The sequence below is a fragment of the Amylibacter sp. IMCC11727 genome, assembly GCF_029854195.1.
GTDB lineage: Bacteria > Pseudomonadota > Alphaproteobacteria > Rhodobacterales > Rhodobacteraceae > Amylibacter.
This window is the reverse complement of sequence record NZ_CP122960.1, coordinates 1861417-1883462: the sequence shown is the minus strand read 5'-3', so window position 1 is coordinate 1883462 and position 22046 is coordinate 1861417. Positions and strand designations below refer to the sequence as shown.

Sequence of the window (22046 nt, the reverse complement as noted above, 5' to 3'; positions counted from 1 at the left end):
CGCCACATCCGCGCGGTTTCATCTGTTGTTCTGTGTTTGGACTGTTGGGGTAAAGGGGTCAAGGTTCAGAACCCCATTTGACGTTTGAGGTGTGCATGGCGTTTGCTTTTCGCTGGTTGTTTCGCAGTTTTTTGGCTCTTGGTGTATTGGCTTTGCTGGCGCTGATGCTGGTGTATTATTTCGCTACGCAATCGCTGCCTGATTATAACCGCGATCATGTGGTGGATGGTCTGAACGGCCCAGTGGAAATTGTGCGCGACACCAATAATGTGCCGCATATTTTTGCAGATGACGCCAAGGATGTATATTTCGGTCTTGGCTTTTCGCATGCGCAGGATCGGTTGTGGCAAATGACGATGCTGCGGCGCACCGCCCAAGGGCGGCTGAGCGAGTTGTTTGGAGAGGAAACCTATCAGATTGACGATTTTGTGCGGCGGTTGGATTTGGTGGCCCTGTCACGCGCATCTTACGAGTTTCAAACCGAAGAAGTGAAAGCCGCGTTGCAGGCGTATTCTGCGGGTGTGAATGCGTGGTTGAATGTGGTGCAAAAGGATGCGCTGGGGCGCGGTGCGCCTGAGTTTTTCCTGTTTTCGCCTGAATTGGAACCATGGACCCCAACAGACAGTTTGTCGATTTTACGGGTTATGGCGTTGCAATTGTCCGGGCATTTGCGATCCGAAGTTGTACGTGCGCAAGTAACGTTGACTGTCGGGCCAGAGCGGGTACGAGATATTTTGCCAGACGCGCCGAGCAAAGGGGCAATGGCGTTGCCTGAATTGGCTGCCTTGTTTGATGACTTACCACGCGATTTTGCGGCAATGGCACCACAACACCGTCTTGATCCGGTAAAGCCGTTCGATATGGCTGGGGCGAGTAATGCTTGGGCCGCTGCCAGCAGCCGCAGTGCAACGGGTGCGCCGATTTTGGCCAATGATCCGCATTTGGGGCTGTCTGCGCCGTCTATCTGGATGCTGGCCCGTATGGATTTTCCGGATGGGGGTATTATTGGCGGCACTATTCCAGGAATTCCAGCGGTGATGTCTGGCCGATCAGAGGCGCTCGGCTGGGGGTTAACATCCAGCTATTTGGATGATCTGGATGTTTACGTGGAGCAGTTAAATCCTGACAATCCAGAAGAGTACCTGACACCTGATGGGTACAAACCGTTCAAAACACAAGATGTTTTGATCCGCATCAAAGACCAAGCGCCGCGCACGATCACCATGCGTTGGACAGAAAACGGACCCGTGATTCCGGGTGATCATTACGATCTACAATCCATTACCCCCAAGGGGCATGTGACGTCGATCCGTTGGACGGCGCTGGACGCCAATGACCAGTCGATGACGGCTGCGCTTAATATGATGCGGGCAAAATCTATCCCTGCGGCCCGTGCGGCCATGGCATTTTACAAAGCGCCGAGCCAGAATGTGACCCTTGCCGATAAGAACGGTGTGATGATGCAGATGATCGGCAAGCAGGCGAAACGCGATCCGCGCCACACATCGTTGGGGCGGTTTCCTTCACAAGGGTGGTTGCCAGAAAACCGCTGGGACGGGTATTTGCCATTTGATGACAATCCGTCTTCTAAAGACCCTGCAAGTGGGATTGTGGCCAACACCAACAACAAGATCACGGATGCGCCGTTTCCACGGCATGTGAGCCATTCGTGGGGAGATACCTATCGATATTTGCGGCTATCCTCTTTGATGAACGAGCGCGAAGTGCATACACGGGACAGTTTCATCGAGGCGCAGCTTGATACGGGATCTGTTGGGGCAACGGCGTTGTTGCCTTTGGTGGCCAAAGAGCTGTGGTTCACGGGGGAAGCGGCCCCAGAGGGTACGGTGGAGCGACAGCGGGAAATTGCGCTCGAACTGTTGGCGGCGTGGAATGGGCAGATGGATGAACATATTCCAGAGCCCCTGATTTATGCGGCATGGATGCGTCAATTGCAAAACCGTTTGATCCGCGATGATCTGGCAACGTTGGCAACACATTTTCCACGCCCTGACCCTGTGTTTATTGAACGGGTGTTCCGCAACATTGAGGGGGCAGCCTCATGGTGTGACATTAAACAATCCACGCGACCTGAAAGCTGTTCTGATTTGGCCCGCATTTCGCTAGATGCCGCCATATTGGAATTGACGGAACTATACGGAGATCGGATTGACAGTTGGCGCTGGGGCGAAGCGCATCAGGCGCATCACGATCATGAGGTTTTGGGCAAAGTGCCCCTAATGGCTTGGGTGACAAATATTCGCCAAGAGACATCAGGCGGGGATCATACGTTGATGCGCGCACGTACCAGTGGAACGGGTGAAGCGCCTTATGCCAACGTGCATGCAGCGGGGTTCCGTTCGGTCATTGATTTCGCCGATCCAGACAGTTCCGTTTACATCATTTCCACGGGGCAATCGGGGCATTTCCTGTCGCGGCATTACGATGATCTGGCACAGCTGTGGCGGCGCGGAGAATATATCATCATGTCGCTCGATCCTGATCTGGCCCGTGGGGGCGCGGTGGGGATCAGTCAGCTGACACCTGCGGAGTAGGCATGTCTGTGTGGCGCCCTCTTCAAGACATTCGGGGCAAAGCGCTTGAGATAGTGTTCTTGGCAGATGTGACGTTTCCAGATGAAACACTTTCGGATCAAGATGCGGTGTATTTCACGGAGGACAACGGTGAAATATGCCGCGCGACTTGGCGAGAATTGAACATTTTAGAGCGTACGCCAATTCAGACGGTTTATTGGACGTCTTGAAAACGTAAAAAGCGCGACCAAATTGGCCGCGCTTTTTGTGTTGGTGTATTTGCCCTGCGCTTTAGAAGTTCAGGGAAATATCGCGGTGATGTGCAGAACAGCTGGCCATGAACAGCGCCTGTTCCCGTGTGAGACCAGATTGCATCCGCAGCCCCAAAGTGCCTTCGATGGTAGACAGGTATGTTTCCAACCCTGGGCGCAGCGCGGTTTCTGCTTCTGCACGCCAGACTTTGCCATTTTCAAAGGAGGCGATGGCTTTGTCATATTCTGAAAGCGCGGCCTCAACATCGGGGGTTTTCGCTTTCAATTTGCGGCGAGCCTTACCGAGTGCTTTTTTCACATCGTCCGTTGCACCGAGTTTGCCGATGCGTTTGGACAGATCGTTGACCAAAGCTTCGGTTTCTTTTGGATCACCCGCTTCAACAGTGGCCCGCAGTGCCAAAAGCTCTTCTTCAAAGCCAAGGTATGCGGTGGTGTCGTTCATGGCAGCCAAGGCTTCGGCAACATCTTCGTAGGATGTATCTGCGTTGCGGCGGTATTTGTTGCGCGCATCGTTCTCCGCTTTGGTCAGTTTGGCGAAGGTTTCATGCACCCCATCCCATGTGTCAGGGATTTGACCTTGCAGTTCAGCGATATGCGCCTCTGCCTTGGCGATGTCAGCCATCAGGTCTTCGCGATCGGGGCTGTCTGCCGGGAGGCGGCCAAGAGTGGTGTTCATTTCCGTCAGGTGCTTTTGTTCACGGCGAATGTTCTTTTCGATGCCGCGCACCAAGCGCAATTGAGGGCGATACGCGCCAGAGGCTGCCTCTACTGCGTCGGCAGCAACGAAAGCCTCATTCAGTTTGGCGATGGCTTCTTCTGCACTGTCGACGGCTTTGGACACGCTTTTTGACATCTTCTTCGGCAGGACATCGAAATTCAGGCCTTGAGCGGTTTTGATCGCGGCAAGCGTTTTGCCGTCATCCGCTGCCAATTGACCAGACACGTAGTCTTCCATGCAGAATTGCAGCTTTGGATTGCGCGGCGGTGGCGCCTGATCCGACAGGAAGCTGACGCGGTTTGGCAAGTAATTCACCAGAGGTGGGTACAGACCGACGATGCCAAGTGCAAAAAGTTGCAGTGCGATGAACGCAATGACACCTTTGTACATGGCGATTGTTTTCACCGCCGCAGGTGCGACCCCGCGCAGGTAGAACAGTGCAAAGCCGAATGGCGGCGTGAGGAACGAGGTTTGAATGTTCAAACCAATCATCACACCCAGCCAAACAGCCGTGATATTTGCGCCTGGGTCTGCAAGCAGGATTGGTGCCACAATCGGCACGACAACCACCGCAATTTCGATGAAGTCGAGGAAGAACCCGAGGAAGAAAATAACCGCCATAACGATAATAAACTGGGTCCAGAACCCGCCAGGTAAGGACAGTAGGAATTCACGCACCAGCTCTTCACCTCCAAAGGCGCGGAAGGCTGCGGTGAGCATTGCGGCCCCTAACAGGATGATAAACACCAGTGACGTGGTTTTCGCGGTTTCGAGCATCACACCTTGCAGCGTATTGTCGATGCGCAAGACGCGGATGCCTGACCAAATCAACGCAATCAAAAGACCGATGGTTCCAAACGCGCCAATCATGATGCCAGTGGCGTCTTCAGGGGTCGACATGGCTTTGACGTTCATTTCGTAATTGCGCAGCGCAAATGTGATCACCAGCAATGAAACGATGGCCAATATGGCGGGAAGATAGGTGGATTTCTTGCCTTCGCACAGGCGATAGCCGGCCATGATCATGGCCCCTGCCGCACCAATTGCGCCCGCTTGGTTCACCGTTGCAATACCGCCGATGATGGAACCCAGCACGAGGAAGATCAGCGCCAAAGGTGGCACGAGTGTCATAACAACGTTGCCCCAGAATTGCAGGTTCATCTGGCCTTCGTATTTAACGGCAGGTGCGGCGCTTGGTTTGATCAATGCGTACACAAGTATGTAAAGCATGTAGAGGCCAACCAGAACGAGGCCCGGAACAAAAGCGCCAAGGAACATTTCGCCAGCAGATGTGGAGGCCACATCAAAGATGGACGGCATTGAGAGTTCGCCAGTGCTTTCTTTGTGGAGGGCTTTGCGTGCAGAGGACGCTTGGTCTGTGGCGGAGGCCAATTGGTCCGCGAGAATAATCAGAACGATGGACGGTGGGATGATCTGACCGAGCGTTCCAGATGCTGCGATTGTGCCAGACGCGAGGGATGGCGAGTAGCCGTTTCGCAACATGGCAGGTAAAGAGATGAGGCCCATGGCCACAACAGTCGCCCCCAAGATACCCGTTGTCGCAGCGAGCAATGCGCCCACAAAAACAACGGAGATACCCAAACCGCCAGGGATTGGCCCGAACAAAGACGCCATGGTGAGCAGCAAATCTTCGGCGATTTTGGAACGTTGGAGCATGATGCCCATAAAGATAAAGAGCGGAATGGCAATGAGCGTATCCCTCTCGACCTCCCAAAAGGTGCCGCGTAGGTTAATTGTCCCTGCGGAGAGCCATTGTTGTGGCCCTCCCGTATGGAAGTAAGCGTCTGTGCCACCGCCAAAGAGATAGCCTGTACCTGCGGCTAAGCCGATTGAGATGATCGCAGCCCCTGGCAGCGCGAAAGCAACGGGATAGCCAGAACCCAGGGCAAAAGCCATGGTCAGGACCAGAACGGCGAGAAAGAAGAGTTCCATGTGACGAGGTCCTTAGCTTAGTGAGCTGGTGGCGCAACTGTGCGCTGGCCGGGTTCGTTGCGGTAGTTTGCAACGGCTTCTAGGAAGTAGCTGGTAAATTGGATCAGCATTGTGATCGCAAAAATGCCCAAGAACGCCGCCATTTGGTATTTGATATACAGGCCATTGCTGCCAGATTGCGTTACTTCGAAGTTCATTACAGGGGAGTTGATCATTGACTGTTTGCCGTTCAGGCCCAGCCCCAGAATGACCCAGCAGGTTGTCGCCCCTAAGGCAAGCGAACCCACCGCGTTGATCATACCGCGTGTTTTGTCTTTGAACCCCGCGTAAAGGACATCAACGCGAACGTGGCCTTCTTCGAACAATGTGTAAGCCGAGGCAAAGAGGAACAGCGCGGCGTACCAGTAGCGTACCAAATCGCCCATGAAGGCTTGTTCATAAGAGAAAACAAACCGTGTGATTACAATTGCGAGTTCGGCGGCGACGATTAAAAGCGCAAGCCACGTAAAGCCCAAAGTGCGCGTAAAGATCGCGATGACAAAGCCTGCGACAATCAGCGGAATGTGAATTGTGCCCCCGACAAAGCGAGCGCTTTTGAAGTTTGAGGCCATTTCCGAGGAGACAAAGACCTCCCAAAGGTTTTCAACGCGCAAAAACGCAATAGCGGTGTCTGCAATGCCCACAAGAAATACCGACCAGAAGCAGGCACGGATCAGGTAGACGTTGAATTTGTGTATGATGTGTGCGTCCCAGCGCAAGGCAACTGAACTTGAGGTGAGGACGTAGAGAAAGGCCAATGCAATGGCGATCACATAAATCAGAGCGGGAACCAGCGCACCCATGTTGCCATCAAACAAAGCTGTAACGTGGGGGAATTCGAAGCCCACATTTAGAACATTGTTGATAAGAAAAGCGGCCAGCACGGCCAACATTGTCCAACCAATCAGGCGGATAAGTGGTGCTGGGCTGCCGTATTTCTGAACGATTACAGAAGACGCATCAGATGCCATGATATTCCCCGTTGGACCCGAAGATCCGCAAAACCTGTTGTAGCTGTCTCCAAACAGCCCCTGCGATGGTGCAGTTACAATCGCAGTGTTTTGGAATTGCGGGGCCCGAAAGCCCCGCAAAAGATCAGTTCGTTGAGTTGATTACTCTGTGATGCCCAGAACGCGGTTGCGCTGGTTCACGTAAGTAACCTCAAACGCAGCCATCGCGCTGCCGTACTCGCGGAGTTTGGCTTGGAAATCATCGTCAACTTTCGTTGCGAGATCAGAGTGCGCACGTGTTTCTTCAAACACTTCCGCTGCTGCTTCGCCCATTGCGTCCCAAACATCGTCGTTGAATGCACGAACTTGTACGCCCTGCTCGTCTACGAGTTTTGTGAGGTATTCGCCGTTCAGAGCGACTGTTTCTTCGAATTGTGCCGCGTGCTCTTCGTTACATGCAGCTTCGATGACAGCTTTTTCCCAGTCTGACAGACCTTCGTACCATGATTTGTTCATACCGAACGCAAGACCACCACCTGGCTCGTGCATGCCGCCAGTGTAGTAGTATTTGGCAGCTTCGTAGAACTTCATGAAGTAGTCGTTGTAAGGACCAACCCATTCTGTCGCGTCGATAGCACCAGAAACGAGGTTTTCGTAAATCTGACCACCTGGCAATGAAACAGTTGAAACGCCCAGTTTGGACATCACGTTACCGCCAAGACCCGGAATACGCATTTTCAGACCTTTAAGGTCTTCTGGGGATTCGATCTCTTTGTTGAACCAGCCACCAGCCTGCGTACCTGTGGCACCACATGCGAGTGCTTTCAGGCCGAATTCGCCAGATACTTCGTCCCAGAGCGCTTGACCGCCACCGAACTTGATCCACGCGTTCCACTCCACTGTTGTCATGCCAAATGGCACGGATGTGAAATAGGCGAATGCTGGGTGCTTACCAACCCAGTAATAGTCCGCAGCGATGTACGCTTGGGAGTTACCAGAAGCAACTTCGTCAAATGAGTCAAACGCACCAACGCGCTCGCCAGCAGCGAAGTAGTTTACTTTGATTGCACCGTTAGACAGCTCTTCGATGCGCGCAGCCAGACGCTGTGCTGAAATACCCAAACCCGGGAAGTCCCGTGGCCAAGTAGATACGATTGTCATTTCTTTGGCGTGGCTCGCAGACACCGCTGGTGTTGCCAGAGCCGCAGCGCCTGCACCAAGTGCTGCGCCTTTTAGAAACTTACGACGTTCCATGTATGTATTCTCCTCCATGTTAAACGCAATTCGGGCAAGCAGATATGGTGGTTCCCAAGGCCACCCGCCGAATGCTGTGTGGAGCATGCAATGGGGCCAAGGAATAATGCAACTGATTTTCGAGACTTGACGGCGAAGTTATTACAGAATTTCCAATTTTTTCCGTATTTTGAAAGAATGTAACGAATTCTTACGAGGCGCTATCTGAAAATTACGCTGACCCGACTCCGTTCGGTATACAATTGCACACCGACGCAATAGGGATGGGCTGGTGTTATCGTTAAACTGATTCACAAAATTACAAAAACCCGCAGCAGGGCTTTTGCGAAATTCCCTAAATTTGGAAGATTGTTTCAAAAAGGCAGCATTTCGCGACATTTTCTTGGCGAAAGACCTTGACCGCCTTTCGTGGCAGCCATAGTTTACGCGCATGAATACGGAACAAGCAGACATTCTAGTCGTAGTGACCAAGCGCATGGCGCGGAAGCGATAACACTCGTTTCTATCCCCATGCGCAGCCCCCTGATTGGGGGTTTTTTTATGCCTGTACCGAATTCGAAACCGATGATGTGAAGCTGGAGCAAGAAAATGACACGTCAAATAACTGGAGCGCAAATCGTTGTTAAAGCCTTGAAGGATCAGGGCGTCGACGTCGTCTTTGGATATCCAGGCGGGGCTGTTCTGCCGATTTATGATGAAATCTTCCAGCAAAACGATATTCGCCACGTATTGGTGCGCCACGAACAAGGGGCAACGCACGCCGCTGAAGGGTATGCACGGTCCACGGGCAAACCGGGCGTTGTTTTGGTCACGTCTGGTCCTGGTGCAACAAATGCAGTGACAGGCATGACTGACGCGTTGATGGACAGCATTCCGATGATTGTTCTGACAGGACAGGTTCCGACATTCATGATCGGCAATGATGCGTTCCAAGAGGCCGACACCGTTGGCATTACGCGCCCGTGTACGAAACATAACTGGCTGGTACGTGACACCAACGAATTGGCGCAAACCATGCACCAAGCGTTTCATGTGGCCACATCTGGTCGCCCTGGCCCTGTGTTGATCGACATTCCAAAGGACGTGCAGTTTGCGAACGGCACTTACGTTGGCCCTGCGAAGGCGGACAAAGGCCATTATGCGCCGCGCGTGAAAGGGGACATGGAAAAGATCACAGAACTGGTTGAATTGATTGAAAAGGCGAAAAAGCCGATCATTTATTCTGGCGGTGGTGTAATCAACTCTGGCCCAGCCGCATCCACGTTGTTGCGCGAATTTGCGGATGCGACGAAGTTTCCAGTGACATCGACGTTGATGGGGCTTGGGGCGTATCCTGCCAAAAGCGATCAGTGGCTTGGTATGTTGGGGATGCACGGCACCTATGAAGCAAACATGGCCATGCACGGCTGTGATTTGATGATCAACATTGGTGCGCGGTTTGACGACCGTATCACGGGTTTGGTTGACGCGTTCAGCCCAAATTCCAAGAAAGCGCACATCGATATTGACCCGTCTTCCATCAACAAAGTGATTCATGTGGATATCCCGATCATTGGGGACTGTGGCCATGTGTTGGAGGACTTGTTGAAAGTGTGGAAATCCCGTGGTCGCAAGACAGACGCGGATGCGGTTCAGAACTGGTGGGGGCAGTTGAATGACTGGCGTGCCGTAGACTGCCTGAAGTACGAGCAGAAAGGCTCAATTATCAAGCCGCAGTATGCGCTCGAACGGTTGGAAGCCTTGACCAAGGATCATGATCGGTATGTGACCACCGAAGTGGGCCAGCACCAAATGTGGGCGGCACAGTTCATGGGCTTTAACGATCCGAACCGTTGGATGACATCAGGTGGTTTGGGCACGATGGGGTACGGTTTCCCTGCGTCTGTTGGCGTGCAAATGGCCCATCCTAACAGCCTGGTAATTAACGTGGCGGGCGAAGCCAGCTGGTTGATGAACATGCAGGAACTTGGCACAGCAATGCAGTATCGTTTGCCCGTGAAACAGTTCATCCTGAACAACGAACGGCTGGGCATGGTGCGCCAATGGCAAGAATTGCTGCACGGTGAGCGGTATTCATCAAGCTGGTCCGAAGCGCTGCCTGATTTCGTGAAGTTGGCCGAAGCCTTTGGCGCGAAAGGCATTCAAGTGTCTGATCCAGCGGATCTGGATGATGCGATCATGGAAATGATCAATCACGATGGTCCTGTTGTGTTTGATTGCTTGGTTGAAAAGCACGAAAACTGTTTCCCAATGATCCCATCGGGTAAGGCACACAACGAAATGCTGCTTGGCGATGCTTCGACAGAGGGCGCGATTGAGGCTGGCGGCGCGGTGATGGTGTAAACCACCGCCCTGCCCCCAACCAAAAGATCAGAATAGGAAAAGTACTATGAAAGTTAAAAAAGGCACATCGCGGCGCAGCGCGTATAACCTACAAAGCGTTTACGGCGATGAGATCGAAACACACACGCTCGCAGTGATTGTGGACAACGAAGCGGGGGTTTTGGCCCGTGTCATCGGTCTGTTTTCAGGCCGTGGGTACAACATCGAAAGCCTGACGGTGGCCGAGATTGACCACGAGGGTCATCGGTCGCGCATTACGGTTGTGACAACGGGCACGCCTGCAGTGATTGAACAGATCAAAGCGCAGTTGGGTCGTTTGGTGCCCGTTCACGACGTGCATGACCTGACCGTTGAAGGGCCAAGCGTTGAGCGTGAGTTGGCGTTGATTAAAGTGGCGGGTGTGGGTGACAAGCGGGTCGAAGCCCTGCGCACATCCGAAGTGTTCCGTGCGCGGGTTGTAGACAGCACTTTGGAGAGTTTCGTGTTTGAAATCACTGGCGCACCTGAAAAGATTGATGCGTTCGCGGAAATGATGCGGCCTTTGGGTATGGTTGAAATCGCACGCACAGGTGTGGCCGCGATCATGCGCGGCACGTAACCCCCGTTTTTGATACGCCTCTTACATCAAAGAGGCGTATCTACTGAATTGGCCCCATCTGATCTACATGAACGATAGAGTTCACTTTGTCAGAGGCCCTGCCCTTTATCACATTAAATTCAATTTCTGCGCCTTCGGGCAATTCTTCCATGCCAATAGCGTCGAGCGATCCTTGTGTGATGAAGATTGTTTGATCCGTGTTATCGCGAATAAAACCGTATCCCCGCGACGGATCATACCAAAGGACATGGCCTTTTTTGATTGCTTGTCCCAATTTTGTTGGTCCCCAAAATACCAAAAGTCAAAATTGCTTTGCTCACTTTACGCCCGTAAAGTTTAACGCAGAGAAAGTTTGAAACCAACACACTTTTAACGTCAAAAATTTGTATTTAATTTCAGCATGCTAAGTGGATTATTGTGCTTCGGTTTCGGTCAGATGTGTAATCAATGCGCGAAGTGAGGCAGGCATGTTCCGCTTTTGCGGGTAGAGAATATTAATGTCCAAAAGCGGAAAGGCGTAGTCTTTGAGGATTTCAACAAGCGTGCCATTTTCCACCGCATCACAGGCGATAAAATCGGGAAGAACCGCAATTCCACGGCCCGCAATCGCCATGTTGCGGTTGTACGTGCCTGAGTTGGACGAAAACCGCCCCGTGATGCGTTTGCGCACTTCGGCATCATTGTGCAGCGCCACCCATTCTGACCCGGATGTCAGGTTATTGTACCGAATACATTCGTGATCGTTTAACGCATCAAAGCTGTCGGGTTCGCCGTGACGGGCCAGATAGGACGGTGCTGCATACATTCGAATTTTAGTGGTTCCAAGTTTGCGGGCGAACAAGCCGCTGTCGTCAAGCACACCAATGCGGATGGCGGCGTCGAACCCTTCGGAAATCAGATCAACGCGTTTGTCTGAAAGGTGCAGGACCAGTTCTACATCCTGATTGTCTTGTGCAAACCGGTCGAATTGCGCGGCCAGCACGGCATCGGTGTAGCTGCTGGGGACTGCGAGCCGCAGGCGGCCTGATATGGCAGAATTGGCACCTTTTGCAGCCTCGGTTGCAGCATCAATGCGGGCAAGGATATCAAGGCAGCTTTCATAATATTCACGGCCCAGTTCAGTTGGCACGACGGATCGCGTGGTGCGGTTGACCAGTTGCACGCCAAGGTCGGTTTCCAGATCTGTGATACGACGTGAGCAAACGGATTTGGCAATGCCAAGCCGCGCGGCAGCAGCGGTGAAGCCGCTTTCTTCGATAACAGCAATCAGGGTTTTCATATGGACGATGTCCATGGACGTACCTCGTGAAAAAGGCCCCTGCGGGTGTGCAGAGGCCTTTGGATTGTTTTAGCAGTTGTTAGCTGTTGTCAACGGCACGCCCGGCCATCACGCCCACAAGATGCGCGCGGTATTCAGAGGAGCCGTGGATGTCGGCCATCATGTTGCCTGGATCTGTTGCTACGCCTTCAGCTGCGGCAGCGGACCAGTCGGAACCGAGCGCTGCTTCCATATCTGCATGGCGGAAAACACCATCAGACCCAGCGCCCGTGACGGCCACGCGCACGCCATCCGCGGCTTGGGCTGCCATGACGCCAACCATTGCGTAACGGGAGGCTGGGTTGGGGAACTTGGCATAGGCTGCTTTGGTTGGTGCGGGGAAATTCACCGACGTGATGATTTCATTTTCATCAAGGGCCGTTTCAAACATCCCCACAAAGAAATCATCCGCCGCGATTTCGCGCTTGTCCGTGATGATCGTTGCACCAAGGCCAAGGCACGCCGCAGGATAATCCGCTGCGGGATCGTTGTTGGCGATGGAGCCACCAATGGTGCCCCTTGCGCGCACTGCTGGATCGCCGATACCGCCAGCAAGGGCCGCGAGGGCGGGGATTAGACCTGTTACTTCCGCAGAACTGGCGACTTCGGCGTGGGTACAGGATGCCCCGATGGTAATGGTGTTGCCGCGCACTGCGATCCCGCGCATTTCTTCAACACCTGATACGTCGACCAGATCAGAAGGCGCTGCCAGACGTTGTTTCATCGTTGGGATCAGGGTTTGCCCCCCTGCGAGGTATTTGCCGTCCTCGGCGCTCACCAATTTTGAGGTGGCGCTGAGAACTGTGTCGGCACGGTGATAGTTTGTATCGTACATTGTGTTTTCCTCCTTATTCTGCGGCTTGCGCGGCAGAGACCTCTTGCAGGGCGGCCCATACGGCGGATGGGGTCGCGGGCATTGCGAGGTTATTGTTTCCAATGGCATCTGTGATCGCGTTGATCACCGCAGGTGGGGAGCCGATGGCCCCTGCTTCGCCGCAACCTTTCATGCCAAGCGGGTTGCCTGGGCATTCGGTGCTGTGATGATGCACGCTGTAAGATGGCAGATCGTCCGCACGGGGCATGGTGTAATCCATGTAAGACCCTGATAGCAGTTGGCCGTCGTCATCATAGACTGCGTGTTCAAGTAGGGCTTGGCCCACACCTTGGGCAATGCCGCCGTGAACTTGACCTTCTACGATCATCGGGTTGATGATTGTGCCAAAGTCATCAGAGGCCGTGAATTGCACAATTTCCGTGGTGCCCGTTGCTGGGTCCACTTCCACTTCGCAGATGTAACAGCCCGCAGGGAAGGTAAAGTTGGTCGGGTCGTAGAACGCCCCTTCCTTCAATCCCGGTTCCATGCCTTCGGGCAGGTTGTGCGCGGTGTAGGCGGATAGGCCCACCTCGTGCCAGCCCATGGCTTTGTCCGTGCCAGCCACTTTGACTTCGCCGCCTTCGATAACAATGTCATCTTCGGAGGCTTCGAGAACGTGGGCCGCGATTTTCTTGACCTTGGCTTCCACTTTGTCGAGCGCCTTGGAAATGGCGGACATGCCCACCGCGCCAGAGCGCGACCCGTAGGTGCCCATGCCAAACTGCACTTTATCCGTATCGCCGTGGACGATTTGGACGTTGTCGGTTGGCAGATCAAAGCGGTCTGACACCAGTTGGGCGAATGTGGTTTCGTGGCCCTGCCCGTGGCTGTGCGATCCCGTAAGGATTTCGATTGTGCCAACGGGGTTCACGCGGACTTCGGCGCTTTCCCACAGGCCAACGCCTGCCCCTAAGGAGCCAACGGCTGCGGATGGGGCGATGCCACAAGCTTCGATGTAGTTGGAGTAACCAAGACCGCGCAGTTTGCCGCGCCGCGCGGCTTCGGCTTTGCGGTCTTCAAAGCCTGCCACATCAGCGGCGGCTTTGGCTTGGTCCAGGTTGCCCGCGAAATCGCCGCTGTCATAGGCCATGATCACTGGCGTTTGGTGCGGGAATTCTTGGACAAAGTTCTGGCGACGCAACTCGCCTGCGTCGACGCCCAACTCGCGGGCCGCCGTTTCCATCATGCGTTCAATCAGATAGCAGGCTTCTGGTCGCCCTGCCCCGCGATAAGCGTCTACTGGCACGGTGTTGGTGTAGTAGGTTTGCACATCACAATAGACATTGGCGATGTTGTACTGACCTGACAGCAAAGTGGCGTACAGGTAGGTGGGCACAGCAGAGGAGAACAACGACATATAGCCGCCAAGGTTCGCCTTTGTGTTCACCTTGAGACCAACGATGTTGTTGTTTTCATCAAACCCTATCGTGGCCGTGGACACGTGATCGCGGCCATGAGCGTCTGTTAAGAACGCTTCGGAGCGCGTGGATGTCCATTTCACCGAGCGTTCAGTGCGCATAGATGCCCACAAGCAGGTGATTTCCTCTGGATAAATGTAAATCTTGGCGCCAAAGCCGCCGCCCACATCAGGGGCAATCACGCGCAATTTGTGTTCGGGTGCCACGTTGTAAAACGCGGACAGAACAAGGCGTGCCACATGCGGGTTTTGCGAAGTGGTATAGAGGGTGTAGTGATCCTCAGCCTCGTTATAGGTCGCAATAGCGGAACGGGGTTCCATAGGGTTTGGCGACAGACGGTTGTTGGTGATGTCCATCGTTGTGGTATGAGCTGCGCCTGCAAGGGCAGCGTCGGTTTCATCCTTTAGGCCGATTTCCCAATCAAAGATCAGGTTGCCGGGCGCATTTTCGTGGATTTGCGGAGCGCCTTCTGCTGTTGCCGCCAAAACGTTGGAAACCGCTGGAAGGACATTGTAGTCCACATCAACGGCTTCGGCGGCGGCTTGTGCCTGTGCTTTGCTGTCTGCGATAACAACAGCCACGGCATCGCCCACATAGCGGACTTTGGTTGTGGCAAGGGCGGACCATGCCCCCATATTCATCGGGGTGCCATCTTTGGATGTAATACCCCAGCCACAGATGATGTTGCCGATTTCATCGCCCGTCAGTTGGTTGCCATCCAGCACATCAACCACACCTTCCATGGCGAGTGCTGCAGATTTGTCGATGCCTTTCACCTCTGCATGAGCGTGCGGGGAGCGCACAAACGCGGCGTAGGCTTGGTTGGGTTCAACGATATCGTCTGTGTACCGGCCTTTGCCGGTTACGAAACGCTTGTCCTCTTTGCGCAGGACGCGGGCGCCAATTCCTTCGGTCATATTCTGATCTCCCCTTATGCGTTCATTTTCGATGCGCCGTCGGCGATCGATTTAACGATGTTATGATAACCCGTGCAGCGGCAGATGTTGCCTTCCAACTCTTCACGGATTGCTTGTTCATCGAGGGTTTTTCCGGATGCTTTGTAACGCTCGACCATGTCTGTGGCTGTCATGATCATGCCCGGGGTGCAGAACCCGCACTGAAGACCGTGGTTCTCTTTGAACGCAGCTTGCATGGGATGAAGTTCATCTTTGCTGGCAGCGACCCCTTCGATGGTTGTCACCTCGGCCCCATCAGCGGCGGCGGCAAGCATGGTGCAGGATTTCACCGCTTGGCCGTTCACATGCACAACGCACGCGCCGCACTGGGATGTGTCACAGCCAACATGGGTGCCTGTCAGGCGCAGGTTTTCGCGAATGTAGTCCACCAGAAGCGTATTGTCGGGCACCTCGGCGCTGCGCGCCTTCCCGTTTACGGTCATTGAAACTTTGGTCATCGTATCCTCCCAGAAAATGACAGGCGCATGGCGCCAATGATATGATTTCGAATTAGGTTTCGGCGAGTTGATCCTTTAGATTGGCAAAGAACTTATCGGCCAGTTTCGCCGCCGTGGATTGAATTAGCCGCGAACCGAGTTGGGCGATTTTACCGCCCACTTGTGCGCTGGCGGTGTACGTTAGGATGGTTTCCTCGCCATCTTCAGCCAATTGAACATCCGCGCCGCCCTTGGCAAAGCCTGCAATGCCGCCTTTGCCTTCGCCCTGAATTTTCAAAGAATTGGGCGGGTTTAGATCTTGAAGTTCAACCTCGCCCGCGAATTTTGCTTTCACGGGGCCGATCTTAAGTGCGACCTTGGCGTTCATTTCGGTGTCGCTGGTTTTGTCCAGATCTTCGCAGCCAGGGATGGCTTCGCGCAGGATGTCGGGATTTTGGATCGCAGCCCACACAACGTCGATTGGGGCTTCGATACGGTATTGGCCAGACATATCCATGTGATGCTTTCCTCCCAGACTGCATAAAATAGACCCGATGCTTCGCTTTCCTGTCAACGGTTTCGCATCACCCATCGGTGGGATTGTCTCAGACCTGAGACAGATCAGGTTGTGATGTCGTGCTTTTTCAACAAACGGTAAAACGTGGCGCGACTGACGTTGAGGTCTTTGGCCGCCTGTGTGGCGTTGCCTCGCGCAGTGGCGAGCGCACGGCGCACGGTTGCCCGTTCTGCATCCAAAAGCCCGTTTGACGGGGCTTCTTCGGCCAGAATCTCGTGACGGGGCAGCGGGATTTCAAAGGTTTCATTTTGCAAACCAAACATGCGGCGCGCAGCGCGGTTGGCCCCGATCACAAGATCGTCGCGATCCGAAGCGAGCAAGGGCGTCCCGATGTTGGAATGGCCTTCGGCGACAATGATTTTCGCACCATTGAAGGCCGCGCGAAAGTGTTCGGTTTCAATGCGATTGGCGGCGTTAACCACGAGTGATGACATGACTTGGGCAAAACTTGCGTGCATATCCTCTCGTGCGCTTGAAATATCCAGAACGGCAATGATTTCACCCGTCACATCAAAGATCGGCGCACCTGCGCAGGACATGCCGATGATTTCTTCGCGGAAATGTTGGTCTTTGTGGATGGTGACGGGGCGTTCTTCGATGGCGCAGGTGCCGATGCCGTTTGTGCCTGCATGTTCTTCGGACCAGATCGCGCCTGATCGTGCGCCAACGGCGTTCATGTCGATACGGTCAACTTCGTGGATCAGGCGGTGCAGGATGACGCCGTCTTTGTTGGTCAGAACGACGCAACAGCCTGTTTTAACAACGGCGACAAACAGCTGTTCCATGACTGGCCGTGCGATATGTAGCAGTAAATCGAGCCGTTCCTGTTCACGTTTCAATTCGGATTGGGTCAGCACGTTTTGGTTCAGACGCAGGTCTGGCTCTAGGCCGTGGTGAAATGCGGAACGTGCCCAGCTTGCGGCGATGGCGCTGCGCGCAGGGGCGCGGCCTTCGATCTCGGCTTGGACTTTTTCGACGTGACTGGCGTAGGTTTGCGCTGGCATGGTTTCTCCCTGACGGGGATGGAACCATGGGTTGCAGCGAATTGCAAGAATTGGATCAGCTGCGGTCCGCTTCCCAAGCGGCCCAAGCTTCGGGAGTATCGAGGTCCATAAGCACGCCTGCGCCCCTTGGGATCAGGCAGAGATTGGCCGTTTCGGTTTCGATAAGTGCTTTTGCCCCTGTGTCCCCTGACAAAGAGGCAAGCGGTTCAAAGTAGCGCCGATCAAACAGGACGGGGTTGCCGCGTTTTCCATTTGGGGCGGTCGGCGCCACGATAAGCGCGTTGTTGGAAGGGTCATAAGCCGCAATGAGCGCGTCGATATCATCCGCGGTCACGTCTGGCATATCGGCAAGCGCGATAATCACGGCGCTGGCAGATGCGGGCAGCGCGTTGATTCCTGCACGCAGACTGGCCGCGAGCCCTGTGTTGGCGTCATGGGCTGTGACAATCTGGTCGCCCTGCCCCGAAACAGCGGCAACAAGGCCCGAGGTTTCGGGGTTGATGACGATTGTCATACCGCCAGCAGATGATTGGGACAGTTGATTTGCTGTGCGCACCACAAGCGGTTCACCGTCGATTTGACGCAAGAGTTTATTGTCGCCGCGCATTCGGGTTGAGGTGCCTGCGGCAAGCAAAAGGATATGCGGTTTTCCGGATGGCTTGGCGGCGTTGCGGCGTGGTTGAGGGCGGGCTGGGACCTCTTTGAGCAATCCGCCAACGCCCATGGCGGCGATGTGATCCGACGTGACAGGCAACCCCGCGCAGAGGCGTTCCAACACCCAATCCGCCCCGTTCAACGCAGGGGATCTGGCACACCCTGGCAGGCCAACAACGGGTGTGTCGTTAAGCGAGCCGAGGAACAAGAGGTTGCCTGGATCGACGGGCATACCGAACCGGGTGAGCGTGCCGCCCGCTTCAATAAGGGCGGCGGGTGCAACATCAGCGCGGTCGGATGTGGCCGAAGCGCCGAGGATTAACGTGATATCGGCGGTGGATTTTACGAGCGCGTCAGCAACAGCGGTTTGTGTATGTGGAACGGTTGTAACCGAACGCAGATCAAGGCCAAGGGCCGTGGTGCGGGTGCGCACAGCATCTTCGCCTTTGGTCAGAAGCGAGGGTTTGAAATTAGGGGTTTCCGTGAGGATCAATTGCGCAGTTTTGAGGCGCAGGGGATGAAGTTGCAGCGTTGCGGCGCTGAGCGTTTGCACGGCTTTTGCAACGTCTGAGGCGGCAGCGGCGTAGGGAATGATTTTGATGGTGGCGAGCAACGTGCCGTCAAAAACACGAGCGTAATCTGGAAGCGTGGCGATGGTGATCGCCTCATTCACCGCGTTGAACGCGGCGATATCTGATGCGCAAACACGCAAAATGCCGCCCGTTTGCGCAATCAGGTTCACGCGGCCAGAAAACGGATCGGTTTGGCGAATGTTCGCCCCCCCCAAAGGGGCTGCGAGTTGCGCGGCGGCTGTGTTTTCATCTGTGTCAGTACTGTCGAACTGGGCGACGGTCACGTCCCGCACCCCAAGCGATTGCAGGTCGTTCACGTCCGCATCGGTTAAAACGCGCCCTTTTGGGAACCGAAGGCCGTCAAAGCTCAGCGAATGGGCCAAAGTGTGCCCCGCTGCATCCGCTGTTCGTACCGTCCCGAATTTCATGGCGTGCGTAAAACTTCGGTGATTTGCGCCATGATGGAAATGGCGATTTCTGATGGGGTTGCTGCGCCGATATTGCTGCCCACGGGGCCGTGGATGCGGTCGATTTGACTGTCTGTAAAACCCAGATCAATCAACTGTGCGCGGCGTTTGGCGTGGGTGCGCGAAGAGCCAAGTGCGCCGATATAAAACGCATCAGAGTTAAGCGCGGCGGCCAATGCAGGCGTGTCGAGTTTTGGATCATGTGTGAGGGTTACAAGTGCGGTTCGTGCATCAAGACCAAGGCTTTCAACCGCAACATCGGGCCATTCGTTGAGGATGGTTTCGTTCGGGAACCGTGTTTGAGAACCAAAGCTGTCGCGCGGGTCGATCAGAAAAGGCGCGTAGCCAGCGATGTGGGCCATGGGCAGCAGAGCTTGGGCAATGTGGACCGCGCCAACAACGATTAGGCGCAGGGGCGGGTTTTGGATCAGCGTGAAACTGCTATCGTCCACCCCTGATTTATCTTTGGTAAAGCGAAGGGGCGCATCGTTTGGGCCGACTAAGCGGCGGTCCCATGTTTGCAGGTGGATGGACACGCCAATTGGCGTTCGGTTTGTACGAGCGTCATCCAGTGACTTTAAAATTTCAACAGACACCCCCTGCCCGATGCCGATGGGTTCCACAAGGATTTTGATTTCGCCCCCACAGGCAAGACCAACAGCGAAAACGTTTTCGTCAGACACACCGTATTCGAGGATGCGCGGCTCTCCTGTTTCCAAGACTTCGAGTGCTTCGGCAACAACTGCGCCTTCGACGCAGCCCCCTGACACGGAGCCTTGGAATGCACCATCATCGCGGATGGCCAGTTGTGCGCCAACGGGGCGTGGGGCGCTGCCCCATGTTTCGATCACCGTGGCAATGGCCGCACGGTGGCCGTTTGCGATGTAATCGAGCGCCACGGCGGGCATGTTATCAAGGTTTGTATCAGTCATAACAGGCTCATTAGTCGTTGTTTTTCACCGCTTCCGCCAGTGGAAAGTGCATCGGTCAGATCGCGAAAAGAATTGAGTGAATGGCAGGAATGAAAGCTATCCACATGGGGCAACAGGGCGCGGATGCCTGCAGCTTGCGGTGTGAATCCGTCCCAACGCATAAGGGGATTAAGCCAAATGACTTGACGGGCTGATAGGCGCAGGCGGCGGGCCTCGCGTTCTAGGTCTTCGGGGTTTTGGCGCTCTAGGCCATCGGTGACGAGCAGAACCACCGCGCCACGTGATAGAACGCGGCGGGACCAATGTTTGTTGAATTGTTCAAGGCTCGCGCCGATCCGCGTGCCACCGTCCCAATCTTGGGATTGTTGACCAACAGCCTTCAGCGCCGCGTCAGGGTCCCGTTCGGACAGGCTGCGCGTGATATTGGTGAGGCGCGTGCCAAAGGTGAAGGCGTGAACCTTGGCCCAGCCCTGCCCTTTGGTCACAGAAACAGAATGCAGGAAGTGCATGAACAGACGCGAATAGGTGGACATGGAGCCCGAGATGTCACAGAGCGCGACCAGATCAGGATTGCGTTGTTTCGGGTTGCGTTTGGGCAGGTCGATGACCTCCCCCCCTGTACGCATGGCAGCACGCAGGGTGGCGCGGGCGTCAATGCGGTTGCCCGTCAAAGCGGGCGCAAGGCGGCGCGATTGAATCGGTTTAATTGGCAGGGTCATGCTGGCGATTGCGGCTTTGGCCATCGCAAGTTCGGCATTGGACATTTGTTCAAAATCCATGGAGCCGAGTTTTTCATCTGCAGAAAAGGAAAACTCTGCATCCACTTCGATTTCTTCGCGGGCATCTTCGACATCCGGTTGGGGCGGTGGCGGTGCGCCATCCATCATCGCCTCAGCCGCTCGTTGTTCAGCGGTTTTCTTATCCTTATCCCCAGCTTGAGTTTGGATCATGGGGAGCATGGTTTGCACCATGACTTCGAGAAACTCAGGATCGCGCCAGAACATAGAAAAGATACGTTCAAACACATCAAGGTGTTCAGCGCGGGTGATGAGCGTTGCGCGCAAGGTGAAGAAAAAGTCGCGCCGTTGGGTAAAGCCCGCCGCCTGAACAGCGCGAATGGCTTGGAGGGTTTGGGCCGTTCCAACGGGAACCCCAGCGCGGCGCAGGGTGCGCACAAAATAAACGATATTAGCAACAAGCTTGCCGTTGACAGGAAGGTCTTTGACCGGAGCCGTCATGGATTACAGGCCAGAATTGGCGATGTTTGCGCGGGCGTGATCGAGGATGCGTGTGGCCTCGGAGCCGGCGATTTTGGCGATGTCGTCTTGGTATTTCAGAACCGCACCAAGCGTGTCAGCGATGACCTCTGGGGACAGGGCCACGGCATCAAGGGCGACAAGGCATTTGGCCCAGTCGATGGTTTCGGCAACCCCTGGATTTTTGAACAGGTCTTCGTCGCGCAGGTGTTGGATGAAACCCACCACTTCACGCGAGAGGATTTCCGTTGCTTCGGGCGCACGGGCGCGCAGGATTTCAACTTCGCGTTCAAAGCCGGGGTAATCGACCCAGTGATAAAGGCAGCGGCGTTTGAGGGCATCGTGGACTTCGCGGGTGCGGTTAGACGTGAGGATGACGATTGGGGGTTCAGGGGCCTTGAACGTACCAAGTTCGGGGATGGTGACTTGATAGTCTGAGAGCGCTTCCAGCAGGAATGCCTCGAATGGTTCATCTGTGCGGTCGATTTCGTCGATCAACAGAATTGGCGGGCCTTTGGGGTTGGGTTCCATGGCTTGCAAAAGAGGGCGCTTGATGAGGTATTTGTCAGTGAACAGCGTGTCTTCGGATGTTTTGCCGTCCCCTGCTGCGCGAAGGGCGATCATTTGAGCGGCGAAGTTCCATTCGTACACAGCGGAGCTGGCGTCGAGCCCTTCGTAACACTGTAGGCGGATAAGGTCGCGGCCAAGGGCCGTGGCTAGGGTTTTGGCGAGTTCGGTTTTGCCCACCCCCGCTTCGCCTTCCAAAAAGATGGGGCGTTTGAGCGTAAGGGAGAGATAGACCAACGTGGCGAGAGATCGGTCGCAGATGTAATTTTCATCAGACAGTAGGGTTTGCGTGGCGTCGATGGATGTGGGCAGTTTTGTCATGTGCAATCCTTGGAGTTAGCGCGAATGTAGCA

General features: G+C 54.7%; 18 protein-coding genes. 4 read left to right on the top strand and 14 right to left on the bottom strand.

The window, feature by feature from the left end:
* Positions 1 to 95: 95 nt before the first annotated feature.
* Complete coding sequence (locus tag QBD29_RS09570) at positions 96 to 2555, top strand: penicillin acylase family protein (RefSeq protein WP_280097865.1); 2460 nt, start codon at positions 96 to 98, stop codon at positions 2553 to 2555.
* 2 nt (positions 2556 to 2557) lie between these two features.
* Positions 2558 to 2764 (top strand): hypothetical protein, encoded by a 207-nt coding sequence (locus tag QBD29_RS09565; RefSeq protein ID WP_280097864.1) that lies wholly within the window; start codon positions 2558 to 2560, stop codon positions 2762 to 2764.
* Positions 2765 to 2825: 61 nt separating this feature from the next.
* On the opposite strand, the gene QBD29_RS09560 is transcribed toward QBD29_RS09565, so the two are convergent.
* The 3 genes from QBD29_RS09560 to QBD29_RS09550 all read right to left on the bottom strand — a co-directional run bounded on the left by QBD29_RS09560 (position 2826) and on the right by QBD29_RS09550 (position 7720).
* Positions 2826 to 5477 carry a TRAP transporter large permease subunit gene (locus QBD29_RS09560; RefSeq protein ID WP_280097863.1) on the bottom strand — a complete coding sequence of 884 codons (2652 nt, stop codon included), beginning with the start codon at positions 5475 to 5477 and terminating at the stop codon, positions 2826 to 2828.
* A gap of 17 nt (positions 5478 to 5494) precedes the next feature.
* A complete protein-coding gene (locus QBD29_RS09555; protein WP_280097862.1) occupies positions 5495 to 6487 on the bottom strand; it encodes a TRAP transporter small permease subunit in 993 nt (330 codons plus the stop codon).
* 141 nt (positions 6488 to 6628) lie between these two features.
* The gene (locus QBD29_RS09550) at positions 6629 to 7720 is read right to left on the bottom strand and encodes a TRAP transporter substrate-binding protein (protein WP_280097861.1); all 1092 of its coding nucleotides are present in this window, start codon (positions 7718 to 7720) and stop codon (positions 6629 to 6631) included.
* 588 nt (positions 7721 to 8308) lie between these two features.
* On the opposite strand from QBD29_RS09550, the gene QBD29_RS09545 reads away from it, so the two are divergent.
* Together QBD29_RS09545 and ilvN are read left to right on the top strand one after the other, a co-directional pair.
* The gene (locus QBD29_RS09545; RefSeq protein ID WP_280097860.1) at positions 8309 to 10063 is read left to right on the top strand and encodes an acetolactate synthase 3 large subunit; all 1755 of its coding nucleotides are present in this window, start codon (positions 8309 to 8311) and stop codon (positions 10061 to 10063) included.
* Positions 10064 to 10109: 46 nt separating this feature from the next.
* Positions 10110 to 10661, top strand: coding sequence for an acetolactate synthase small subunit (gene ilvN / locus QBD29_RS09540; RefSeq protein ID WP_280097859.1), 552 nt, complete (start codon positions 10110 to 10112; stop codon positions 10659 to 10661).
* A gap of 40 nt (positions 10662 to 10701) precedes the next feature.
* On the opposite strand, the gene QBD29_RS09535 is transcribed toward ilvN, so the two are convergent.
* The 11 genes from QBD29_RS09535 to QBD29_RS09480 all read right to left on the bottom strand — a co-directional run bounded on the left by QBD29_RS09535 (position 10702) and on the right by QBD29_RS09480 (position 22014).
* Complete coding sequence (locus QBD29_RS09535; RefSeq protein ID WP_280097858.1) at positions 10702 to 10935, bottom strand: cold shock domain-containing protein; 234 nt, start codon at positions 10933 to 10935, stop codon at positions 10702 to 10704.
* 138 nt (positions 10936 to 11073) lie between these two features.
* The gene (locus QBD29_RS09530; RefSeq protein WP_280097857.1) at positions 11074 to 11955 is read right to left on the bottom strand and encodes a LysR family transcriptional regulator; all 882 of its coding nucleotides are present in this window, start codon (positions 11953 to 11955) and stop codon (positions 11074 to 11076) included.
* Positions 11956 to 12019: 64 nt separating this feature from the next.
* Entirely contained in the window at positions 12020 to 12814 is a 795-nt protein-coding gene (locus tag QBD29_RS09525) for a xanthine dehydrogenase family protein subunit M (protein ID WP_280097856.1), read from the bottom strand.
* A 13-nt stretch (positions 12815 to 12827) separates the two neighbouring features.
* Positions 12828 to 15188, bottom strand: coding sequence for a xanthine dehydrogenase family protein molybdopterin-binding subunit (locus tag QBD29_RS09520; RefSeq protein WP_280097855.1), 2361 nt, complete (start codon positions 15186 to 15188; stop codon positions 12828 to 12830).
* Between the two features lie 14 nt (positions 15189 to 15202).
* Complete coding sequence (locus QBD29_RS09515) at positions 15203 to 15685, bottom strand: 2Fe-2S iron-sulfur cluster-binding protein (RefSeq protein ID WP_280097854.1); 483 nt, start codon at positions 15683 to 15685, stop codon at positions 15203 to 15205.
* Positions 15686 to 15737: 52 nt separating this feature from the next.
* Positions 15738 to 16181: a carbon monoxide dehydrogenase subunit G gene (locus QBD29_RS09510; protein ID WP_280097853.1), complete on the bottom strand. Its 444-nt coding sequence runs from the start codon at positions 16179 to 16181 to the stop codon at positions 15738 to 15740.
* Positions 16182 to 16285: 104 nt separating this feature from the next.
* Entirely contained in the window at positions 16286 to 17245 is a 960-nt protein-coding gene (locus QBD29_RS09505) for a GAF domain-containing protein (RefSeq protein ID WP_280097852.1), read from the bottom strand.
* Positions 17246 to 17300: 55 nt separating this feature from the next.
* Positions 17301 to 18899: a molybdopterin-binding/glycosyltransferase family 2 protein gene (locus tag QBD29_RS17310; RefSeq protein ID WP_347935681.1), complete on the bottom strand. Its 1599-nt coding sequence runs from the start codon at positions 18897 to 18899 to the stop codon at positions 17301 to 17303.
* Complete coding sequence (locus QBD29_RS09490) at positions 18896 to 19870, bottom strand: XdhC family protein (protein WP_280097851.1); 975 nt, start codon at positions 19868 to 19870, stop codon at positions 18896 to 18898. The genes QBD29_RS17310 and QBD29_RS09490 overlap by 4 nt, the downstream gene beginning before the upstream one ends.
* Positions 19867 to 21108, bottom strand: a complete 1242-nt coding sequence (locus QBD29_RS09485) for a VWA domain-containing protein (protein ID WP_280097850.1) — start codon at positions 21106 to 21108, stop codon at positions 19867 to 19869. Before QBD29_RS09485 ends, QBD29_RS09490 begins: the two co-directional genes overlap by 4 nt.
* A 3-nt stretch (positions 21109 to 21111) precedes the next feature.
* On the bottom strand, positions 21112 to 22014 hold the full coding sequence (locus tag QBD29_RS09480; RefSeq protein WP_280097849.1) for a MoxR family ATPase: 903 nt from the start codon (positions 22012 to 22014) through the stop codon (positions 21112 to 21114).
* Positions 22015 to 22046 lie beyond the last annotated feature (32 nt).